Annotated in this window: 20 protein-coding genes; all 20 read right to left on the bottom strand. The window is 47.9% G+C overall.

Annotated features, from left to right (window positions below; translation table 11 throughout):
- Window positions 1-17 precede the first annotated feature (17 nt).
- The 20 genes from NST44_RS07730 to NST44_RS07635 all read right to left on the bottom strand — a co-directional run bounded on the left by NST44_RS07730 (window position 18) and on the right by NST44_RS07635 (window position 18,912).
- Window positions 18-4,256 carry an IPT/TIG domain-containing protein gene (locus NST44_RS07730; protein WP_007132296.1) on the bottom strand — a complete coding sequence of 1,413 codons (4,239 nt, stop codon included), beginning with the start codon at window positions 4,254-4,256 and terminating at the stop codon, window positions 18-20.
- 21 nt (window positions 4,257-4,277) lie between these two features.
- Window positions 4,278-4,619, bottom strand: coding sequence for a hypothetical protein (locus tag NST44_RS07725; protein ID WP_007132297.1), 342 nt, complete (start codon window positions 4,617-4,619; stop codon window positions 4,278-4,280).
- A 3-nt stretch (window positions 4,620-4,622) separates the two neighbouring features.
- Window positions 4,623-5,006, bottom strand: a complete 384-nt coding sequence (gene fliS / locus NST44_RS07720; RefSeq protein ID WP_007132298.1) for a flagellar export chaperone FliS — start codon at window positions 5,004-5,006, stop codon at window positions 4,623-4,625.
- A gap of 45 nt (window positions 5,007-5,051) precedes the next feature.
- Window positions 5,052-6,551, bottom strand: coding sequence for a flagellar filament capping protein FliD (gene fliD / locus NST44_RS07715; RefSeq protein WP_340898684.1), 1,500 nt, complete (start codon window positions 6,549-6,551; stop codon window positions 5,052-5,054).
- A gap of 11 nt (window positions 6,552-6,562) precedes the next feature.
- A complete protein-coding gene (locus tag NST44_RS07710) occupies window positions 6,563-6,895 on the bottom strand; it encodes a flagellar protein FlaG (protein WP_007132300.1) in 333 nt (110 codons plus the stop codon).
- A 77-nt stretch (window positions 6,896-6,972) separates the two neighbouring features.
- On the bottom strand, window positions 6,973-7,800 hold the full coding sequence (locus NST44_RS07705) for a flagellin N-terminal helical domain-containing protein (protein ID WP_007132301.1): 828 nt from the start codon (window positions 7,798-7,800) through the stop codon (window positions 6,973-6,975).
- Between the two features lie 169 nt (window positions 7,801-7,969).
- A complete protein-coding gene (locus NST44_RS07700; protein ID WP_312889535.1) occupies window positions 7,970-8,170 on the bottom strand; it encodes a carbon storage regulator in 201 nt (66 codons plus the stop codon).
- 13 nt (window positions 8,171-8,183) lie between these two features.
- Entirely contained in the window at window positions 8,184-8,648 is a 465-nt protein-coding gene (gene fliW, locus NST44_RS07695; protein ID WP_007132303.1) for a flagellar assembly protein FliW, read from the bottom strand.
- A gap of 74 nt (window positions 8,649-8,722) precedes the next feature.
- Complete coding sequence (locus tag NST44_RS07690) at window positions 8,723-9,298, bottom strand: DUF6470 family protein (RefSeq protein WP_007132304.1); 576 nt, start codon at window positions 9,296-9,298, stop codon at window positions 8,723-8,725.
- 12 nt (window positions 9,299-9,310) lie between these two features.
- Complete coding sequence (gene flgL, locus NST44_RS07685) at window positions 9,311-10,204, bottom strand: flagellar hook-associated protein FlgL (protein ID WP_340898680.1); 894 nt, start codon at window positions 10,202-10,204, stop codon at window positions 9,311-9,313.
- A gap of 12 nt (window positions 10,205-10,216) precedes the next feature.
- On the bottom strand, window positions 10,217-11,788 hold the full coding sequence (gene flgK, locus NST44_RS07680; protein ID WP_340898678.1) for a flagellar hook-associated protein FlgK: 1,572 nt from the start codon (window positions 11,786-11,788) through the stop codon (window positions 10,217-10,219).
- A gap of 19 nt (window positions 11,789-11,807) precedes the next feature.
- The gene (locus tag NST44_RS07675; protein ID WP_340898675.1) at window positions 11,808-12,308 is read right to left on the bottom strand and encodes a flagellar protein FlgN; all 501 of its coding nucleotides are present in this window, start codon (window positions 12,306-12,308) and stop codon (window positions 11,808-11,810) included.
- Window positions 12,305-12,601, bottom strand: coding sequence for a flagellar biosynthesis anti-sigma factor FlgM (flgM, locus tag NST44_RS07670; protein WP_028405620.1), 297 nt, complete (start codon window positions 12,599-12,601; stop codon window positions 12,305-12,307). The genes NST44_RS07675 and flgM overlap by 4 nt, the downstream gene beginning before the upstream one ends.
- 86 nt (window positions 12,602-12,687) lie before the next feature.
- Complete coding sequence (locus tag NST44_RS07665) at window positions 12,688-13,098, bottom strand: TIGR03826 family flagellar region protein (RefSeq protein ID WP_007132309.1); 411 nt, start codon at window positions 13,096-13,098, stop codon at window positions 12,688-12,690.
- A 122-nt stretch (window positions 13,099-13,220) separates the two neighbouring features.
- Entirely contained in the window at window positions 13,221-14,090 is an 870-nt protein-coding gene (locus tag NST44_RS07660) for a ComF family protein (protein ID WP_340898674.1), read from the bottom strand.
- Between the two features lie 58 nt (window positions 14,091-14,148).
- Complete coding sequence (locus tag NST44_RS07655; protein ID WP_340898673.1) at window positions 14,149-15,096, bottom strand: helicase-related protein; 948 nt, start codon at window positions 15,094-15,096, stop codon at window positions 14,149-14,151.
- Window positions 15,026-16,060, bottom strand: a complete 1,035-nt coding sequence (locus NST44_RS07650; RefSeq protein WP_340898672.1) for a hypothetical protein — start codon at window positions 16,058-16,060, stop codon at window positions 15,026-15,028. The genes NST44_RS07655 and NST44_RS07650 overlap by 71 nt, the downstream gene beginning before the upstream one ends.
- 358 nt (window positions 16,061-16,418) lie before the next feature.
- Window positions 16,419-16,841, bottom strand: coding sequence for a hypothetical protein (locus NST44_RS07645; RefSeq protein WP_213615917.1), 423 nt, complete (start codon window positions 16,839-16,841; stop codon window positions 16,419-16,421).
- A gap of 189 nt (window positions 16,842-17,030) precedes the next feature.
- Entirely contained in the window at window positions 17,031-17,753 is a 723-nt protein-coding gene (locus NST44_RS07640; RefSeq protein WP_007133256.1) for a response regulator, read from the bottom strand.
- Window positions 17,754-17,757: 4 nt separating this feature from the next.
- Entirely contained in the window at window positions 17,758-18,912 is a 1,155-nt protein-coding gene (locus tag NST44_RS07635) for a sensor histidine kinase (protein WP_213615919.1), read from the bottom strand.
- Window positions 18,913-18,953: the final 41 nt, after the last annotated feature.

Below are 18,953 nucleotides of genomic sequence, written 5' to 3'. Positions count from 1 at the left end.
TAGAGATAAAAAGAATATCATTGGTACGAATACCCGCCTACCAGTAATACAAACTGACCGTCGCTGTTTTCAACTTTAATATCCACCGGACCAGTAATTGAGCTGGCTGGTACTCGTGCCCTTACCTCCCCAGTTGAATAGAATAAAGTTTGTACATTGATGTTGTTTATATACACCTTCGTTGCGGATTCAAAATTTGTTCCTTTAATGGAAATAAAGGATCCTCCAGCTAGTGGACCAGAATTAGGAGTCACACTCGTGATTGTTGGTGCCGGCTTCTTTGGAGGAGCCTCATAAGTGAAGCCACCTATTTTTTCAGCAAATTGACCATCTTTATTAACAACTCTTACATCGACAGACCCGCTTGTACTCGAAGCCGGAACTCGACCTCGAACTTCACTTACGCTATAGAATATTGTCTGTACCTCAGTGTTGTTGATCCATACTTTTGTGCTAGCATCAAAATTCGATCCTTTAATAATAATGTAATAGCCTCCTGTCATTGCCCCTTGAGAAGGGGAAATGGATGAAATAACAGGGGCTGGTGGTGGTGGTGGACTATTGTAACCAAACCCGTTAGTTACCGTCACCTCTTGACCATCACCGTTTAATACTCGTACATCAACAGGTCCAGACTGAGATGTTTGAGGAACTCTTGCTCTTAACTCATTAGCGGAGTAAAAGAGTGTCTGTGCGGCGACATGATTAATATAAACTGTCGATGTTGAGTTAAAGTTAGTTCCTTTAATTACAATGTAGTACCCTCCTGACATATCTCCAGAATTCGGGGTAATCTGCGTTACCGTCGGCGGAGGGGGTAACAGATAGGTAAATCCGTTGGCAAGTGAAGCTTCTTGTCCATCGGTATTCACAACTTTAACAGTTACAGGTCCAGCGGTAGTGCTAGCTGGAACGACCACCCTTATTTGTGACGTTGAGTAAAACGTTGAATTGACTAGAGCATCATTAAAGTAAACTTTTGTACCGGCATTAAAGTTCGTTCCATTAACGTAACTATAATATCCTCCTGTCATAACGCCACTATCAGGGGAAAGAGAAGATAGCGTTGGTCCAGGCGGGGGAGGTGGTGCAACATAAGAAAATGCAGCAGAAGCGACTGCTGACTGATTTTCAGAATTGACCACCGCAACATCCACTGTTTTTTCTGTTGTCGATGCAGGAACCCTTCCTCTTAGCTCGCCCCCTGAATAATAAATTGTTTGGACCGGCTGGTTATCCATATGAATAACTGAGGAGCTAGTATAATTGGATCCTTTTACGACAATAAAATAGCCTCCGTCAAGGTTACCCTCTTTGGGAGTCACTGATGTTATTGTCGGAGCAGGAGGTGGTGGCGGAGCCAAATAAGTAAACGCATCAGCAGCAACGTACTCCTGTCCATCAGCATTGACAACTTTGATGTCCACGCTTTTTGAAATTGACGATGCTGGGACAGTCAATCTTATCTCTGTGCTAGAATAGTATGTTGATTGGACAAGCACATCGTCTAAATAAAGCTTTGCGGTTGAGTCAAAATTAGTTCCATAAATTCTAATAATATATCCACCTTGCATTGCTCCCTCATTTGGAGTTACAGATGTGATTGTTGGAGCTGCCTTAGGTGGTGGGGCTAAATAAGTAAAAGCTTTAGGTGCAATAGCTTCTTCACCGCTTGTATTCAATACCTTTACATCAACCACTCCACTTATACTAGATGCCGGAACAGTGGCACGTAGTTCAGTGCTGCTGTAAAATAGAGTCGCTGCTTTAACGTTATTTATAAACACCGACGAAGTACCTTCAAAATTAGTACCTTTTATCGTAACGATATACCCACCTTGCATAGTTCCTTCATTTGGAGTCACGCTACTTATAGTAGGGGTAGGCGGAGGCGGCGGACTCAAGTATTCAAAGGCTTGTGGTAATGTAGATTCTCTACCGAATTTATCTACAACTTTAACATCTACTTTACCTGGGATATTCGATTTTGGAGTAGTAAACGTTAATTCCGTACCACTATTAGATTTAATATCAACTCTTACAGAATCCAAATATAGTTCGGTAATTCCAATTAAATTAGAGCCCGTTACTTTTACCAAAGTTCCTCCGCTTTGAGGCCCTTCAACTGGAGTTAAACCATTGATCTCTGGTGGAGCCGGGAGAACATAAGTGAATGCATCAACTATAGCATCTTCTTGTCCATCAGGATTTACTACCTTTACATCAACCGTATCTGCGTTCTGCCACTGTGGAGTTCTTACTTTCAGTTGATTTCCACTATAGAAAATAACATTTTGTAGCTGTATGTCGTCAAAATAAACCTTTGCACCATTCTGAAAATACTCGCCTCTAATATCAAGCGTGAGGTTCCCGGTTACTTCACCTTTGTCAGGTGAAACACTTTCAATTACCGGCTTAGGATAAACATATTGATACCCGTAATCCAATACCGCTTCTTGACCATCAGGATTTACAACCTTCACCTTGACGGATTCCGCTTTGGCCCAACTAGGGGTTGTGACTGAAATTTCAGTATCCGAAACAAACTCAGAGGTAATCAATGTGTTGTTAAAATAAACTTTTGCCCCATTAATAAAATGGTTACCGTATATTGCTACACTTTCATTCCCTAGCGTTAGTCCTTGATTTGGGGATAAGCTTTCGACTTTAGGTCCAGGCACATAAGAAAACGCCTGATCCGCAGTTACAACCGTTTCATCTGGATTTGTTATTGTCACATCTACGGTTTGAACCGAAGCAGATGGAGGCGTATTGACCACTATTTGCTTCGATGTTGTAGAGACTACCGTTCCTGCTTGATCACCAAACTTAATTTCAGCTCCTGGAAGGAAAAAGTCCCCGGTTATTACGACTCTAGTTCCGCCCGCTAATGGACCGATATTCGGGGTAATGGAGGTCAGAACCGGATTAGCAACGTACTTGTAACCCGCTGTCGCAAACTGCCCATCCGCATTTGTTACTTTAATCGTAGTATCACCTTGGACACCTTTTGGAGCCGTAACAATCAGTTGGGTCGAATCGATATATTGAATATTTGTTGCTGAATTTGATCCAAACACAACTGTTGGATTTGGCCTAAAATGCTGACCAGAAATAACTACACTCTCCCCACCGTCGATTAACCCTCTATCCTTTACAACTGAAGTGATCTCAGGGGCAGGATACGATACTTTAATGGAAGGATGCGGAACACTAAACTGATGTGGGGCTCCGGCGTAATCCTTGTAAGTTACATTTATATCTTCTGCTCCAGTGGAAATATTCCCCGTTTTCCCACCAGTTTTATGGCGAATTTTGTAGGTCAAAGTCAACGTTTGTTCTTTTAATTCATTAAATTTGAATGTGATAGTATTTCCGTTGACTACAGGTTGAGGAATATTATGAGAATAAGAATCTGGGACAATTTCAAATTCTGAACCTACACTATCGGTTACAGTTACATCGTAAGCACTGGCTACCCCTATCTCATCAACAATGGCTTCATATATCTCTGCAAGTCCAACCGATCCCAATACAAAATGATGATGGTGAGCTGTTGTAGCCATTTCTTTCATTAACTGGTTTGGAGCGCTTGAATCTGGATTTTCATTTACTTTTAATAAGGCAATCGTATAAAATACAATTTCTTCACTTTTAGCTAAGTTTGCTTGCTCCAAGGCTTTTAACCGGGCATTTTCCACAGGGGCAGGCTCTGTTGCTTCCCCGTCAGTCAAAAGAAGTATAACCGGTTGGGCATCTGGTCGATGATTGCTTAAAAGCTCCCGCGATTTAGCAATAGCGCTTGTTGTATTTGTTCCTCCGCTAGCACGAATACCGTCGATGTAGCTTTTTAATTCATCCGGATTGTTAGAAAGATCCTTAAACTTAACATCGCTAGCAAAATCAACGATTCCGATTCGGTGTTTCGAAAAATCCACCAAGTCTATAAACCCTTTTGCGGCAGCTTTAGCGTTAGCCATTTTATCTTCGCCATTATTGTTACTTGGCAGCATACTACCGGAGCGGTCAATAATAAGTATAACATCATTTGGTTTCACAAAACTTGTGTCCCCAGAGCCTGTTACATTAAGTTGGACGTCTGTTTCACCACCCTCGAGGATTTCAGTGGGATTTACTGTTTTAGTAACCTTAACAGCCTCTGGATATCCCGCAGCTTGTGAACTAATGGGAAATTGCGTCCAAATTAGTACTGCTGCCAAAAGTATGTAAATATACTTGGCCAATGACCATTTCATTTAGCGAGCCTCCTTTTTTCTTCACTTTTTATAATCCACGAAAAAAGCATCCATTCTTTCATAATCGGATACTTTTCCGTATTGACTGGATGCATTTTTCTTTCTATTAAACTTAGTAAATTCCTCACCTAAGCCCTCTTTTTCTGATAGAATCATGCTAACGATTTGTTCATGCAACGTTTTGATCTCGATCAATTTCCCTCGGTCATGCTGTATGTTCCCCCGCTGTTGCAGTTGCGAAAAGAGAGCATCAATTTCACCGGCATTTGCCTCATAATTTTCAAATTTCGGTTCTCTTAATACCTCTTTATACAAATGTATAAGACGATCTTCAAGCGACTGGGATTCTTTCGAACTAACCATCCTCTAATTCCCTTTCCCGCTCTTCACTAAGAGAACCGCTTGTTTCCATGTCTCAAGCATCCCTTTAGCAAAATCAAGAGTCTCATCCAACAACGTCTCATCTCTATTTATGATAAATTGAGCTAAATAGTTATTGTAGAAGAGGTATAACTCCTTTAAGTTTTGAGAAATTTCATACTGCAGATCCAACGTTATAATCAATTCGTTAAAAATGCTCCTCACCTTGTGCAATACTTCGACCATTCTTTCATAGTTGCCTTGGGCGTATAGCTGCTTTGCCTTCAGTAATGACCTTACCGTTTCCTGATATAGCAAAAGAGTCAACTCTCCCGGACTCGCCGTTTCAACCTGAACTTTCAAGTATTGCAGTTGTTGTGCATTTTGCATGTCCAATCTCTCCATAGTTCTTTTTAATTGGGCTTAGAGTTCAAATCAACCGCCGAGTTGTGAAACTAGCCATGAGCTTTGTGAGTTCATTTTCTGAATGGCCTGCTCCATAGCGGCAAATTTTTTGTAATACCGAGTTTCAATATCCTTTAATTTTCGTTCCAAATCGGATTCCTTGTCGCCTAACTGCTTTAACTCTCGACCAAGTACACTGTCGTCAATAGCTTCAATAGATCCGCTACCAATTTTTTTAGTAAATTTATTAAGCTGGGCCGTAACTTCCTCATAAAGTCTATCAGCAAACCCCAGCTCTTGCCTTCTTTTCTTGATGTTTTCCGGGGTATCCGCGGGTGTATCCGAAGATTGTGTAAATAGTTGCTTCACTTCATCAAAACGGTTGTTTATCGCGTCTTGAAGTTTTGCTTCATCAATCTCCAGCTTACCGTTCTCTCTATAATCCTTTTTTACAGTGATACCAATCTGAGATAACATTTTCAATTGATCCCCGGTCGGTGTATCTAGCGGCAAATTTAAAGCCGATCGAAGAGATGAAAGTGTACCCGTGAGTAGATTGTCATTGTACAGCGTTCCGGCACGCGCCTTATTCTCCCACAATTCAATTTCCTTTTCGGACAAACTGCTTTTTTCTTCAGAAGTTAGAGGCTCATAATCGCGATTTTTTTTCGTTGTTGCAGCGGTTGAAAACAAATCAACAATTTCATTGTATTTTTCAACGAAATTTTTGATTTTATCTGCAATCCCGGATCGGTCAGTAGTGGCACTTATTGTTGCTTGTCCGCTTCCCCGGAGAGTTACTTGAACCCCATTGATCGAAACATTATTGGTGCTAGACTTAATTACATTACTTCCATTCACGGTATACTCCGCGTCCTCACCCGTTTTAGAAAGTTGAGCAGCGTCTAGGTTAAACACTTGCGCTAAAGCGTTTGTTGTTCCCTGCGGGGTTATCTCAATTTTCGAGGAAGAACCCGTTGTCGTAGAACTCAGATACAGTACGCCAGAGCTTTGATCAAAACTTGCTTTAACGCCCGTCGTTTTCGAGTTATTATTAATATCTTTTACAATAGAATCCAAAGTCGAGGTACCCGCCGTAATGGTAATATTAGCCGAACCGCTCGCCCCTGTGATGGTAACAGTCCCACCTGTTGTGACCGGATCCGAAGAGGATTGGGAGACTTTATTCCCGACAATCGTCGCTGAAGAAGCCAATTTAGTCACCGATATTGTACTTGTACTCGGATTAGCCCCTCCTGATATAATGTCCAGTACGCCGGTATTCGAAGAAGTAGCCTTTACGGTTTCAAAATTAGATTCAAAACGCAATCCATCTACAGCACTTCGAAAGGATAACAAAGCAGTATTCATTGATCGATACTCTTCCCGTTTCCAAAGTGTGTACTGTTTCTGTTTCAATACCTTGTCCAACGGCATTCGTTCGGCTCTCATTAAGTCCTTAATCAATGAGTCCGTATCAAGTGTACCGCTAAAGCCCGTTATCCTTATAGGTCCATTTATCCCCGCCATAACGCACCTCCCTACATTTTCTCGTCCACGAACACTCCAACTTGAAGACACATGTTATACACCATATCTAATAGTTTCTCCGGCGGAATTTCGCGAATAACTTTATTAGTTTCATTTTCAACGACAGTAACCATAATGGTATTCGTCTTCTCATGCAACTTCACCTGAATATGGGTCCCCATATCAGATAGCTTCTTGTTTAATTTATCCATAAGCTCAGGAACTGTATATTCTTCCTTGTTCTTGCCGCTTACCTGCTCTGATTGACTTGAAATTGCGGAGGTAAGATTATCATTTATCCCAGGGACCTGGAATGGAAATGAAGAGTTCGGTCCAACCTTCATTAGAGCCTCCAGTTCACATCAAAAATGGTTCTATAGTAAAAAAGCCGACCGGTTTCCCGGCCGGCTTAATGTAAAGATTAACGAAGCAATTGCAGAACGCCTTGAGGCTGTTGATTCGCTTGAGCCAACATCGCTGTTGCAGCTTGCTGAAGAATATTGTTCTTCGTGAATTCGGACATTTCTTTTGCCATATCAACGTCACGAATACGAGATTCAGCAGCTTGCAGATTCTCGGAAGTCGTTCCGAGGTTATTGATCGTGTGTTCCAAACGGTTTTGAACAGCACCGAGGTCAGAACGAATCGCAGAAACCGAGTTAATAGCAGCTTGAACGGAAGCCAAGTTTGCAGCAGCTGTCGAGTTCATTTCTGCAGATCCTTGCAAGTCAGTCAGACCGGCAATATCCAAAGAAGTTGCAAGAGCAGCTTGCAGATCAAGAGTGATCGTTTCTCCGCCGTTAGCACCCACTTGGAAAATCACGGAGCTTGTAGAGCCATCAAGCAATTTTTTAGTGTTGAATTGAGTTTGCGAAGCAATCGAACCAATTTGCTCAGTAAGTTGAGCAATTTCCGAGTCGATTTTAGCAGCATCTGTTGTTGTCAATACTTCGTTCGCACCCTGTACATACAACTCAGCCATACGTTGCAGCATCGCATGAGTCTCGTTCAGTGCACCTTCAGCTGTTTGGATCAGGGAAATACCGTCCAAAGCATTCTTGGAAGCTTGCTCCAAACCACGGATCTGATTGCGCATTTTCTCGGAGATTGCCAGACCAGCAGCATCGTCAGCTGCACGGTTGATTCTGTAACCGGAAGACAATTTCTCCAGAGATTTGCCTTGTTGTGTGTTGTTGAAAGACAATTGGCGTTGCGTGTTGTAAGAGCTGATATTGTGGTTAATACGCATGATAAAATTCCTCCTTGGAATGTGTTGGTGATTCGCATCCATGCTTCACCCATTTGTGATCGAGACCATAGCGTTCGGCCGTCACTGCTACGTCTTTCGACCAACTATTATATTTATCGGCGTTTTAACCTCAATGTTTATAGCATATTGATATTTTTTAATAGATTTTTTATTCCCTTTTTTGTGCTGCTACTTGATTTAAAATATTCTGGATGTCTGTGTTAAACTCTATAGCATGCTGATTCTGCTGTTTAATTGCCTCATAAATTTCTTCTCGATAAATCGTAACATTCGAAGGCGCATCGATACCGATCCGGACCTGATCTCCGTTGATTTCAATGACGGAGAGGACGATATTATCATTGATCATAATTTTTTGCCCCTTATTTCGCGACAGGATTAACATCAGACCCCTCTCCTTTCTTCCCTCCCAACAGCGGTTGTTTGGTTGTATAGTTTCCATGATCCAAAATGATCTGGGCAGCGATGTTTCTGGCTTTGTTCAGTACGATCGGAGCCTTTAAGTTACAGGTAATATCTTCAGCAGAACGGACGGTTACGATCACCATCACCTGAACCTCCTCCTCGCTTTGCACCCCCAAAGCTTCAATCCAATGAGGGTCCAGTTGAAATTCATACTCCTTGAAAAAAGCAAACGGGTCCGTCACGATAAACGTCAAATTTTCATCCTCAATGGATTGCAAAAATTCGAACGGATGTTGATTACCCTCAGATTGAATGATCACGTAGTTATGCAAGTCATTAAAGCCTAGTATAGGTCCTATAAAGGTTATTAATTGTTCTTCATCGATTTGGATAGGCCCAAATCTCTTGGTATTAACAATCATGCCTTCCGATCCTCCCTTTCTAACAACAATAGCTATAATGACACCTGTCCATTATAGCTATTGTATACCTGTCGTCAGACAACTGCATCCAGCTGTTTGCCCGTCGCAGACATAAATATAAAATTTTGATGAACCAAATACGGATTGACCTTGCCGGGATAGTAATCAATGATCGGCTTATGGGTCTCGGGATTAAAGGTAATTCCGCCCGGCGTGTAATTTGTATGCACTTGGCCCGGTATATAAGTAACATCCACATTGTCGTACCCCGGCTCCCCCGTAACCTCAACTCTCGGCCGATCTCCAAATACGCTGTCCCTTGCAATCTCTGCAAATGCGTTGCCGCCTTCATGAAAAGCCATCATTCGATCCCCGTTACGGGCAATATCTGCGATATTATGCATGGAGATTTGAAGAGAAGATTGCGACACACGATCCGTCATCTCCTCGAATCGGGCCTTGCCGAGTGCAGACCAAGCCTTTCTCGAATCAATCTCTAATACAGGACTAGTCCTCTCCATCTCAAGTTGACCGCGCTGCTGCTTCATGTTAAGTGATGGTCTTGGCTGCTCGATGCTTTGTTGCCCCTTGGTTATTTCAAGACCGATTATTGAATATCCTTGCTGAATCTGAATACGGGGAATATTCATTGGTATTCCCCCTTATCTTAGGAAGTCCATTAAGCTCGGACGAATAATCCGGGCCATCGTATCCAGTGATGCCTGATAAATACTTTCCGATGTTTTCAGGTCAATAATGACCTTGGAAATATCGGCGTCCTCCACCTTAGACTGGAGATCCATATAGTTAATATTCAAATCGCCTAGCCGACTGAGTGTAAACTCCAACCGATTCTGCTTTCCTCCCATTTCGGCCTGGGCCGTAATGGTTGTCTCCAAGTTTTTTTGCAAGGCCGGGATAGCATTCTGAATGCCGGCTGTATCATCTGCGAGCAGGGCCTTTTTCAGGTTATCCACGACGGCGAATATACCGGATGGATCACCGTGAGCACCGAATACTTGCTCTCCAAGCGTATTAACAGAGACAGTAATCCCCGCACCAACCTGATATCTTACTTCACCGTCGTCTAGCTTGTAAGCCGTTCCGATCGGATCATCGGGGAATGGCTTCTCATCCGTTCTTTCACCGTTAAATATATACTTCCCTTTAAACTGGGCATTGCCAAGGGAGATCAGCTGCTCATACATCTCTTCCACTTCAGCCGCAATATTCTCACGCGCATCCTTAGGAACTGTATCCGTTCCGCCTTGAACAGCTAACTCCGATAAACGCTGAATGATTTGCGTGACCTCGGTCATGACCGTGTCCCCGTACTTCAGCCACGAATCTGCATCCTCCGCATTCTGCTCAAACTGCGTCGTCGCCGTAATTTGGCTGCGGTATTGCAGAGCGCTGGCAACACCAACCGCATCGTCGGAAGGACGATTGATCCGGCGCTGGGTCATCATCTGCTCCTGGTATTTGTCCAGGCGTTTATAGTTACCTTGCAGTCCGCTCATCATGGTGCTAGTCATCATAGATTGCGTTATCCGCATCGTTCATTCCTCCTATCTGCCGACGATGCCGGTGCTGTTGATTAATTTATCCAGCATCTCGTCGATTGTCGTAACAACGCGCGCGGACGCGCTATAAGCATGCTGGAAGCGGATAAGATCGGACATTTCTTCATCAAGCGAGACGCTGCTGATCGACATACGGAGCGTGTCGGCGTGCTCTACAAGCAATCCCCCATTCTCCACCATTTTCTTAGCGTTACTGCTGTCCGTACCTAATTTGGAAATGACCGACTGCAAATATCCTTCAAAACTTGTAACATCCGTTACGCCGCCGTTATTGTTGTTCGGGTTAAAGCTGAATGTGCGTTCCGACAAGCCGGCGATCAATAAGGCCATACCGCCATTTCCCTTTAGAACGACTTCGGCCGTACTGCCGTCCGGGTTTGTCTTCATCTCCGTCCGTAGGGACGCTGCGATATTTTTCAAATCCGCTTGAATGGTGGTGCTTAATCTCATGTTCCCCGCTGTAATCGGTCCGCCGTCTGCCGACACGAAGAAATCCGTCCCTGCGGTTGCCGGTTCATTCAATGTATAACCCAGCTTATGCAGTCCGTTGAGGCCATCCACCGTATGCTTCGTGTCTTGGGCCAGCTTACGCGGATTGGTAGGATCCATCACCGCATTCGGGATGGAGACGCCTGGAGGCAGAATCGTGCCTGCCGGAAGCGTTACTTCCACTTTTCCGGTCGCGAGCGTATTTGCCATAATGTTAAGCTGGTTGATGTACGTTTCAACATGAATATCGCGGGACGTAACGTAGCCGGCAATCTCACCGCCCGTTAACGTAGTAGCAATCGCTGCGGTTACCGGGGTCGACGCCATATCATCAACTACGACCTGGTTTCCGAACGTCACCTGATACACATCGCCCGTTTCGGTCACGTTGACATTACCGAGGACGGAGAGCTGGTCGACAAGCAGATCCCGCTTATCCCTTAGATCGTTCGCGTTGTCGCCAAGCCCCTCGATCCGTTTAATACTTCGCGTCAGCTCCGCAATCTGATCGATATAATTGTTAGCTTCCTCCACCTTGGTGTCGATCCGGGACGTCAAATTGTTACGAAGCGTATCCAGCTGGGAGTATATGTGGTTAAACGTCTCCGTCAATGCGATCGCTTTCTGCTGAACGGCCATGCGGGCCGATAAATCCGTATCGCTCGGATTTTTGCTCAGCGTCTGCCATGCAGTCCAGAACTCTGCAACGCTTGCGCTTAAACTGCTCTCCGAAGGTTCGTTGAAAATCCCCTCGATATTCGAAAGCGTCTCCTGCTGAACGTTCCATGTTGACAAATTCGTGCTTTGATTCCGATATTCAATATCCAGTAGATAATCGCGTACCCGCCGGATACTCTCCGCTTCCACGCCCATGCCGAGCTGGCCCGCTGCCTGCGAGCGCTGCATTCCCGGAAAGGCAATCGGGTTAGATGCAACCAGACGTGTGGTCTGCCGGGAATAACCAGGGGTATTCGCATTCGTTACGTTATGGCCGGCCGTGTTAATCGCAGCCTGCTGGGCAATCAAGCCCCGCTTTCCGATTTCGAGCAAATGAAATGTAGATCTCATCGTACCTATTCCTTTCTTCTTATGCCCTGGTATCAAACATGCTTCGGCTTTTGCCTGCCGTACTCGGCTGGTTCGGATTCTGATATAGCATGTCATCTTCTGGACGGCTGACCAGCAGATTAAGGCTGTAGTCTATAAATGCAAGGGACTGTTCAATCAGTTCCCGGTTGATCTGATTCAATTCCTTAAGCTCCGTCAGCCTGTCCATTAATTGACGTTGTACATCCAGCAGCTCCGTCTTCTCATCCGGGTTAAATACAAGACGAGTCATTTCAGTAACCGTCAGCTGAAGCTGGGAGCGGATGCCCTTCTCGCGCAAAAAATCCTCTGCAGCGCCTTGTCGCAGCGCTTCCGTTTCCGCCACCTGCTTCAGCAGGCGGTTCTCCCTGTTCATGACTGCTGCCAGGCGTTCCACATCGTTCGCTATAATGGCTTGCTTCTTATCATTCCCCGCCTCGATCAGCTGCCGGTGCAGCTCGTCCTGACGCTTCATATAATCAATAATGGATCTTGCACTCACTTGGATTCACCCGATTTATTGTAGGTTTGAAAATACGGGAGCAATTTATCTACAAGACGGTCTGCAGGCACTTCATAGGTGCCGTTAGATACGGCTTCCTTCAAGCGCTGGATTTTCTCTGCACGCTCCGGATCCTGTACCTTGCTTTGTGCGCTCAGTTCCATCGCCTCCGGTGAAATCGATACTTCGTCTTTCTTGCGTTTCTTCTTATCGATATGCTGTAGCTCCCGAGATTCTATATTCCGTTGATACGAATTGACGCCGTTCACGCGTCCCGATTCGTTAATCTTCACGTTCAATCACCTCACTTAAAATAAAAAACCGATAAGCTTTACTAAGTTTATCGGTACGAAATGGAGCATAGTTAATAGTTCAAAAGTTAGTATTTACGCAGTTTATCGACTGCGCGATAAGTCTCTTTCCCTTTGCCGGACCCGGGCTGATGTTCCTGGTCGGTCTCAGCCGCTTGACGAAGCTCCCGCGTCAGTCTTGTCCTGCAGGACTCGCACATATTGCTCTCACGGATCAGCGTGCCGCATACCTCGCACGGATAAGCCATGTTGGGCGCATTGGCAATCGATATCCGGCCTTCCCTGATAAACCGGGTAATCTGGCGGATCGAAACCTCTGTCGCCTCCGATACTTCGTGAATCGTCGCGCCTTTCTGCTCCCGCAAAAAAGTAGCGCATTTCTCGTATTCCTTCTCAATCTCTTTCAAGCATTCCGAACACATATCCCGAAAATTCAATGCATACAATCTGCCGCACCGAGGGCAATTCCCCAGATTCATGCTAAACGACCTCCATGCTTATCTAGAACCTTTGATACCCCTAGATTACATGATATCAGGCCTTACGTCTATCTTCCGAATATAGAAATCATGAGATTTCCCATGCGCCCCATTCTAACCTCTTAAGATCGAGCCCAAGTTAAGCAATAAACTTCTATCGGTTGACCCAGGGCTTTTTCATGTTTTCGCAACGCCTCCGCGCAGGCGTGGACCGTGCTCCCGGTCGTATAAATATCATCGATTAACAAAACGCGAAGTGGAAGCAGCGCATCATTGCTCCTGTCCAGGACCCTATTCATCCGCTTCTCTGCTGAAGCTGCTGCGAGAGCCCGAGACAAAAGCTCGATTGCATGCGGGCTCGTAACAAATGCGTCCTCCATATCCCTCATTCGATCCATTCGGGTTTTAAAGCTCTGCTTATCGGTATGCCTTTTCCGCTGAAGCAGGCGAAGATACGGCACCTTTATCTGCCGGGCGAGTTCCGTTGCCATCGCCTCTGCCTGATTAAACCCCCGTTCCCGAAGCCGGACATCGCTGACCGGAACCGAAGTTACGGCATGGACCATCCAGCGGCTCATCTGCCCGACCCGCAGATGACGATTACGTCCCTCAGGGCTGAGTTCCCGCTCCATAAGCGCATAAGCCCGGGCCAGCATTCCCGCCAACAAACCGGCATACCGTTCATTTCCCCGATATTTGTATTGGGCCAGCCATTCGCGCATCAGCCCATTATACATAACCGCGCTCCGATTCAGGACAAAAGCCCGTTCGTTCGGCCCTGTACGGCTGCAATCCGGACACCCGATCGCCCTCCCGCAGGCCAAGCAGCGGGGACGGACGATCCAAGGAATCGCTCTGGCACAGGCATCGCATATACCCGCGAACTCCCGGTTTAATGGAGCATTCTTCCCGCAGGCAAAGCAAATCTGTGCAGCCGTGCCCAAAAAGCCGTGAGCCTTATCCAGAATCTGTTTGAGGGAGTGCAATATCACATCGATCGTCTCCTTCCAAAAAATTCGATTCGCGCGCGCATTCGTTCACGTAAAATCCCTATGTAAGCTCTATCCGCAGGTAACCCCCTTTACCCGCAATCCGGTTCATCTGCTTGATCTGGCGTACGGCCAGGCTTTGGCTCCGGGTCCATTGCGGAGCTGCGAACACCACACGCCCCGCCGGGTCATCCTTCGATCGCCCTGCCCGTCCTGCCATTTGGATGAGCGCGGCCTCGTCAAACAGATCGCTGTTGGCATCCACGATGTAGACGTCGCTCTTCGGTACCGTTACGCCCCGCTCGAGAATCGTTGTCGTGACTAGCAGCCGAATCTCCCTTTGGCGAAAAGCCATGACCTTGTCCGCACGCGCGGGATCGACGGAAGACGTTCCTTCCATCGGCATATCCGGCATCGATTGCTGCAGCAGCTCGAGGAAGGGGGCGATATGGCGGATCCGGGAGACGAACAGGAACACCTGAGCCCCGCGCGACAACGAAGCTCTCAAGCTGCGCACCAAGGGGAGCGGCAGCCGGCGCTGCTGCAAACAGCGGTGCACCGGAAAGATCTTTAGCTTGCGAGGAACCGGCAGCGGATGTCCATGGAAACGGGCCGGAACCTTGGCATGGGGCAATCGTCCCCTGGCAGCCTCCCGTTGGAGAGGAGCAGGAGGCGTCGCCGACAAGTAAATGTATTTGCCCTCTTTCTTGCAAGCATTCCGGGCGGCATAAGCCAGCATCGGGTCGTTATGGTAGGGAAAGGCATCGATCTCATCAATAACCACGAGATCGAACGCCTCCCGAAATCGTAACAGCTGATGCGTTGTTGCCAGGGTGATGCTCCCCCGTTTCCATCGCTCGGGGCTGCCGCCATACAGCGTAATGACCTGCTCGTCCGGAAAAGCCTTGGACAACCGCGGGGCCAGCTCCAGCACGACATCACGTCTGGGGGCCGCAACCAGAACGCGGCCACCCGCGTCCAATACGGCTTGTAGCAGCGGAAAGATCATCTCGGTCTTTCCGGCGCCGGTGACCGCCCAGATGAGAAACCGGGCGGGCCCCGCGGAGCCCCCTGCGGGCGGCTCCGCCAAGAACCGCAGCGCAGCGCCGGCGGCGGCGCTCTGCGCTGCACTCAGCCCCCATCGGCCCAAGGCCGCGGTGGGGGAACCCCCGTGCCGTGCCCCGGCCGGCCCCTGCTGCGCCATGCAGCAGCAGGGTGCAAGCGCGGCTGCGCCCCATCGCGAGGCAGGCCTCGCAATAGGCGCAAGCCGCCGAGCCGCACGCGGCGCATGCCGTGCGGCTTCGGGCCTCGCTGCCGCATCGCCGGCAGCGAGGGGCCATGGCCCGGCCGCGGCGGAGCCGGCCGGGCGGCACCCGCGGGGCGGGCTGCGCCAGCCCCGCTTCCATGCGCAGGCGGCCCAGCAGGACGCCGAGCTGGGCCGCGGAGCGCCAGCCGCCGGTGCCCCCGGCGGCTTCCGCCAGAAGAGCCTCGACCTCGCCGGCAAGCAAGGCTCGGCCCTCGATGGCGCAGATGAGCTGCTCAGCCTGCCTCATCAGCGCCGTCCATTCCTCGCTGCCCCTTGGCGTCCAGCCGGACAGCACCGCACGCTCGTCGAGCACGCGAACATCCTGCGTGACGGTCCTCCATCTCGCTTGATTCCGCTCGGGCTCCTCGCTGATGTAGCTTGCAATTTTTTTATCCACATAGCCCTGCCACTCGTCTCCCCCCCATTGATCCATTTCTTGAAGCGGTCTGAACGTATCCCGGACCACGGCGGCCCACCCCAAAGGGATCGAAGAAGCAAGGATAACCATACGATGCGGACGGTCGCTGATCTCTCTTTGCCCCTCTCCGTCTCCATACCACCATTGCAAATCCACCTGCATATCGAGTGAGAGATAGCATCGCCATGTGTCCAATGTCCGGACGGCATATACGATCATCTGCATATCCACGAACCCTCCATTAACCACTGATAATGTTGGAATCTGACAAAATCCAAAAACAACGAGGTAGAATCATCAAGGCAGCAACAAACTCGAGCCATATTAGAGATCGTAAATTCCATTCCACGCCTATTCCACCGGAAGGCATTTGTCACTCATCTTCACTGTACCGAGCGAGGCATGCAGCGAGTGATGCTTGGCGTTGCCGCCAGGCAGATTGAATGTATACCATTCACTGGCGCGTGGTCAGAGCATCAGCCGCCTGAATTTTCTCCACAACGCAAAAAAGCACCCTCCTTCCATCTGGAATCGGAGTGTGCTTCACGCCTCTTGTGTTCGTATTCTATTCCAAAAGCATCTTGGGACGAGTCGGCATCTCGATCGTTCATCCTTGGACATAAGGAATCCGGATCGCCTCGAGCGGGTTGCGCAGATCGATCGTCATGATCGGGGGGTCCCCCGACTCCCCATTGGTGTCATGTAAGGACGAATTGCCGGAGCGCCAAGTTCCGTACACCAGCTCAATGCCGGACATAGGCGTTAATCGTTCAACAATCCGCAACGTATCGTCATGCGACTGGTCATCAAGGACGGTGACGCGAATCCGCGTCCCGCTCATCAGAGCATATAATGAAAGGGCTCTCAAGTACCATTCCACCTGCCGCTCATGGTTGGACGTGATCAGCACGTAATGCATGCGCCGCTTGGTGTCTTTTCCGTTTCTACGTAGATGGCGAGCGTGAATAATATGAACCAGAAGGGCAGCTATGCCGTACACCGCAAGGATCCACAGCAAATGGGCAACCATGAGGCTCACCTCCTTCTCATATCCACACTATATGCCGATATGGAAGGGACGGTGACAGTATGTAACGAAACAGCCCACACCGAAACCTGCCGTGGCGGCTCAAAAGGCGTTCGCTTTCCGTTAAGAAAGGAATCCGCCCAGGCAGCCCTCCTAAGTTATACTCGTCCATGCGCTCCAAATGAGCGAAAATTACAGCGTTACCCAGCCATATTTAATGGAGTTGATAACGGCTTGCGTACGGTCGTCAACCTCCATCTTCTGCAAAATGCTGCTGACGTGGTTTTTAACCGTTTTTTCGCTAATGAACAGATATTCACCAATCATCTTGTTGCTCTTGCCCTCGGCCATCAGTCTCAGCACTTCGGCTTCGCGGCGTGTCAGCGGATTATTCTCCCCTGCCACAAACTTGACGCCCGCCTCGCGTGTACCGCTCTCAGCCATGGCGCCTGCCTCGTTCACGTAGGTCATGCGGCGGAGCTGGTGAATCAGTTTGCCTGTCACCTTCGGATGGATAAACGCATATCCTTCATGCACGGAACGAATGGCGTTGATCAGCGATTCAGCCTCCATATCCTTCAAGAGATATCCGTTAGCTCCTTTGCGAAGTGTCTCGAACACGTAGCTCTCGTCGTCATGAATGGAAAGAATGATGACCTTGATCTCCGGGAACATTTCACGCAGCTTTTCGGTTGCTTGAACACCGTTCTCGGTCGGCATATTGATGTCCATCAATACGATATCCGGCTTCACTTCGTTGCAGAACTCCAGCACCTGGATGCCGTCTCCGCATTCGCCGATGACGTCGATGTCGTCCTCCATATTTAAAATGCGCTTGAGACCCTCCCTAAATAACTGGTGGTCATCCGCTAATAAAACTTTAATCAGTGTATTCTCGTTTTCTAAGTGTTCCATCCCATTACTCCTTTCCCTTTTCTACGTTCGTCGGGATATGAATGATGATCTTCGTCCCTTGATTCTCGGCAGATTCGATCTCCATTCTCCCTTCGAGCAGCTCTACCCTCTCCCGCATGCCAATTAACCCAAAGTGGTCCTTGCTCTTCTGTTCCAGCAAGCCGACATTGAATCCCAGGCCATTGTCCTGTACGACAATCTTGACCAATTGGGCCTGGTACGTAATTTCCACCAATACATAAGTCGGGTAAGCATGTTTTGCAGCATTCGTAAGTGCTTCCTGCACCAAACGGTAGATGGCCGCCTCCATCGCAGAAGAGAGACGATGCTCTTTCCCCCGCGTTTCGAAGATCGTGCGGATTTTGGATTTTTCTTCAAAATCATGCACATATTTACGCAGCGTGGGAATTAATCCTAGATCATCGAGTGCCATTGGACGCAGATTAAAAATAACCTTTCGCATTTCCTCCAGGCTAGAGCGAACCTGCCCCTTCAAATCTACTATTTCGTCCTGCACCATCTTAAATTCCTGCTTAGCTAGCATTCTTTCTACAATTTCCGTCCTAAGAACCAGATTGGCAAGCAACTGTGCAGGACCATCGTGAATTTCCCGGGATATCCGTTTGCGTTCTTCTTCCTGGGCCAGGATAATTTTCAGACCGATGACCTGCCGGTTCTTCGCAGATTCGATAATGCGGGACACCTGCCCCAGCTCACCGGACAAGTACTCCAGCACCACGCCCATCTGGGATCCGATCGATTCGGCTCGTTCGACGGAATTCTCCACGTTGCGGACGCGCTTTTGCAGCTCATCCCGTCTTGCCTTCAGATACATTTCCTTCTCCCGGTAGATCATGAGATCCAGCTGCAGCTGTGTCGCCTTCTCGTACGCCTGCTTGATATCCTCTTCCTTATACCGGACGAAATCCCGGCTGACTTCCGTCAGCCGGATCCGGGAACGGCGATAGTTCAGTTCGAGCTGGTCCACTTTCTCCAAGGTTTCCGTCGTTTCCTTCAAAGTCCGCTTTAGTTCCTGATTCAGAGACACGAGCTCCTGCCGAGACGCCTCCAAAATTTCGAACATCTGGTATTTGCTGTCCTCCATCACTTTGATGGCATTCTTTATGACACGGTCGATGGCATCGGCTTGATAATCCACGCACTCTACTCCATTTCTAACGTTTCATATACATATCATAC

It is taken from the genome of Paenibacillus sp. FSL W8-0919 (assembly GCF_038003785.1).
GTDB lineage: Bacteria > Bacillota > Bacilli > Paenibacillales > Paenibacillaceae > Paenibacillus_AQ > Paenibacillus_AQ lactis.
The sequence above is the reverse complement of the archived record's forward strand: the minus strand, read 5'-3'. Positions and strand labels throughout refer to the sequence as shown.

Bases quoted from the DNA above. Each gene is read 5' to 3' on its own strand.
- fliD (WP_340898684.1), bottom strand. From the start codon at position 6,551: ATGGCGGGGATAAATGGACCTATAAGGATAACGGGCTTTAGCGGTACA.
- NST44_RS07725 (WP_007132297.1), bottom strand. From the start codon at position 4,619: ATGGTTAGTTCGAAAGAATCCCAGTCGCTTGAAGATCGTCTTATACAT.
- NST44_RS07710 (WP_007132300.1), bottom strand. From the start codon at position 6,895: ATGAAGGTTGGACCGAACTCTTCATTTCCATTCCAGGTCCCTGGGATA.
- NST44_RS07640 (WP_007133256.1), bottom strand. From the start codon at position 17,753: ATGGAACACTTAGAAAACGAGAATACACTGATTAAAGTTTTATTAGCG.
- fliW (WP_007132303.1), bottom strand. From the start codon at position 8,648: ATGATTGTTAATACCAAGAGATTTGGGCCTATCCAAATCGATGAAGAA.
- NST44_RS07730 (WP_007132296.1), bottom strand. From the start codon at position 4,256: ATGAAATGGTCATTGGCCAAGTATATTTACATACTTTTGGCAGCAGTA.
- NST44_RS07690 (WP_007132304.1), bottom strand. From the start codon at position 9,298: ATGAATATTCCCCGTATTCAGATTCAGCAAGGATATTCAATAATCGGT.
- NST44_RS07705 (WP_007132301.1), bottom strand. From the start codon at position 7,800: ATGCGTATTAACCACAATATCAGCTCTTACAACACGCAACGCCAATTG.
- NST44_RS07700 (WP_312889535.1), bottom strand. From the start codon at position 8,170: ATGATCAATGATAATATCGTCCTCTCCGTCATTGAAATCAACGGAGAT.
- flgK (WP_340898678.1), bottom strand. From the start codon at position 11,788: ATGAGATCTACATTTCATTTGCTCGAAATCGGAAAGCGGGGCTTGATT.
- flgL (WP_340898680.1), bottom strand. From the start codon at position 10,204: ATGCGGATAACGCAATCTATGATGACTAGCACCATGATGAGCGGACTG.
- fliS (WP_007132298.1), bottom strand. From the start codon at position 5,006: ATGCAAAATGCACAACAACTGCAATACTTGAAAGTTCAGGTTGAAACG.
- NST44_RS07645 (WP_213615917.1), bottom strand. From the start codon at position 16,841: ATGGTTGCCCATTTGCTGTGGATCCTTGCGGTGTACGGCATAGCTGCC.
- NST44_RS07655 (WP_340898673.1), bottom strand. From the start codon at position 15,096: ATGATCTTTCCGCTGCTACAAGCCGTATTGGACGCGGGTGGCCGCGTT.
- NST44_RS07665 (WP_007132309.1), bottom strand. From the start codon at position 13,098: ATGAATCTGGGGAATTGCCCTCGGTGCGGCAGATTGTATGCATTGAAT.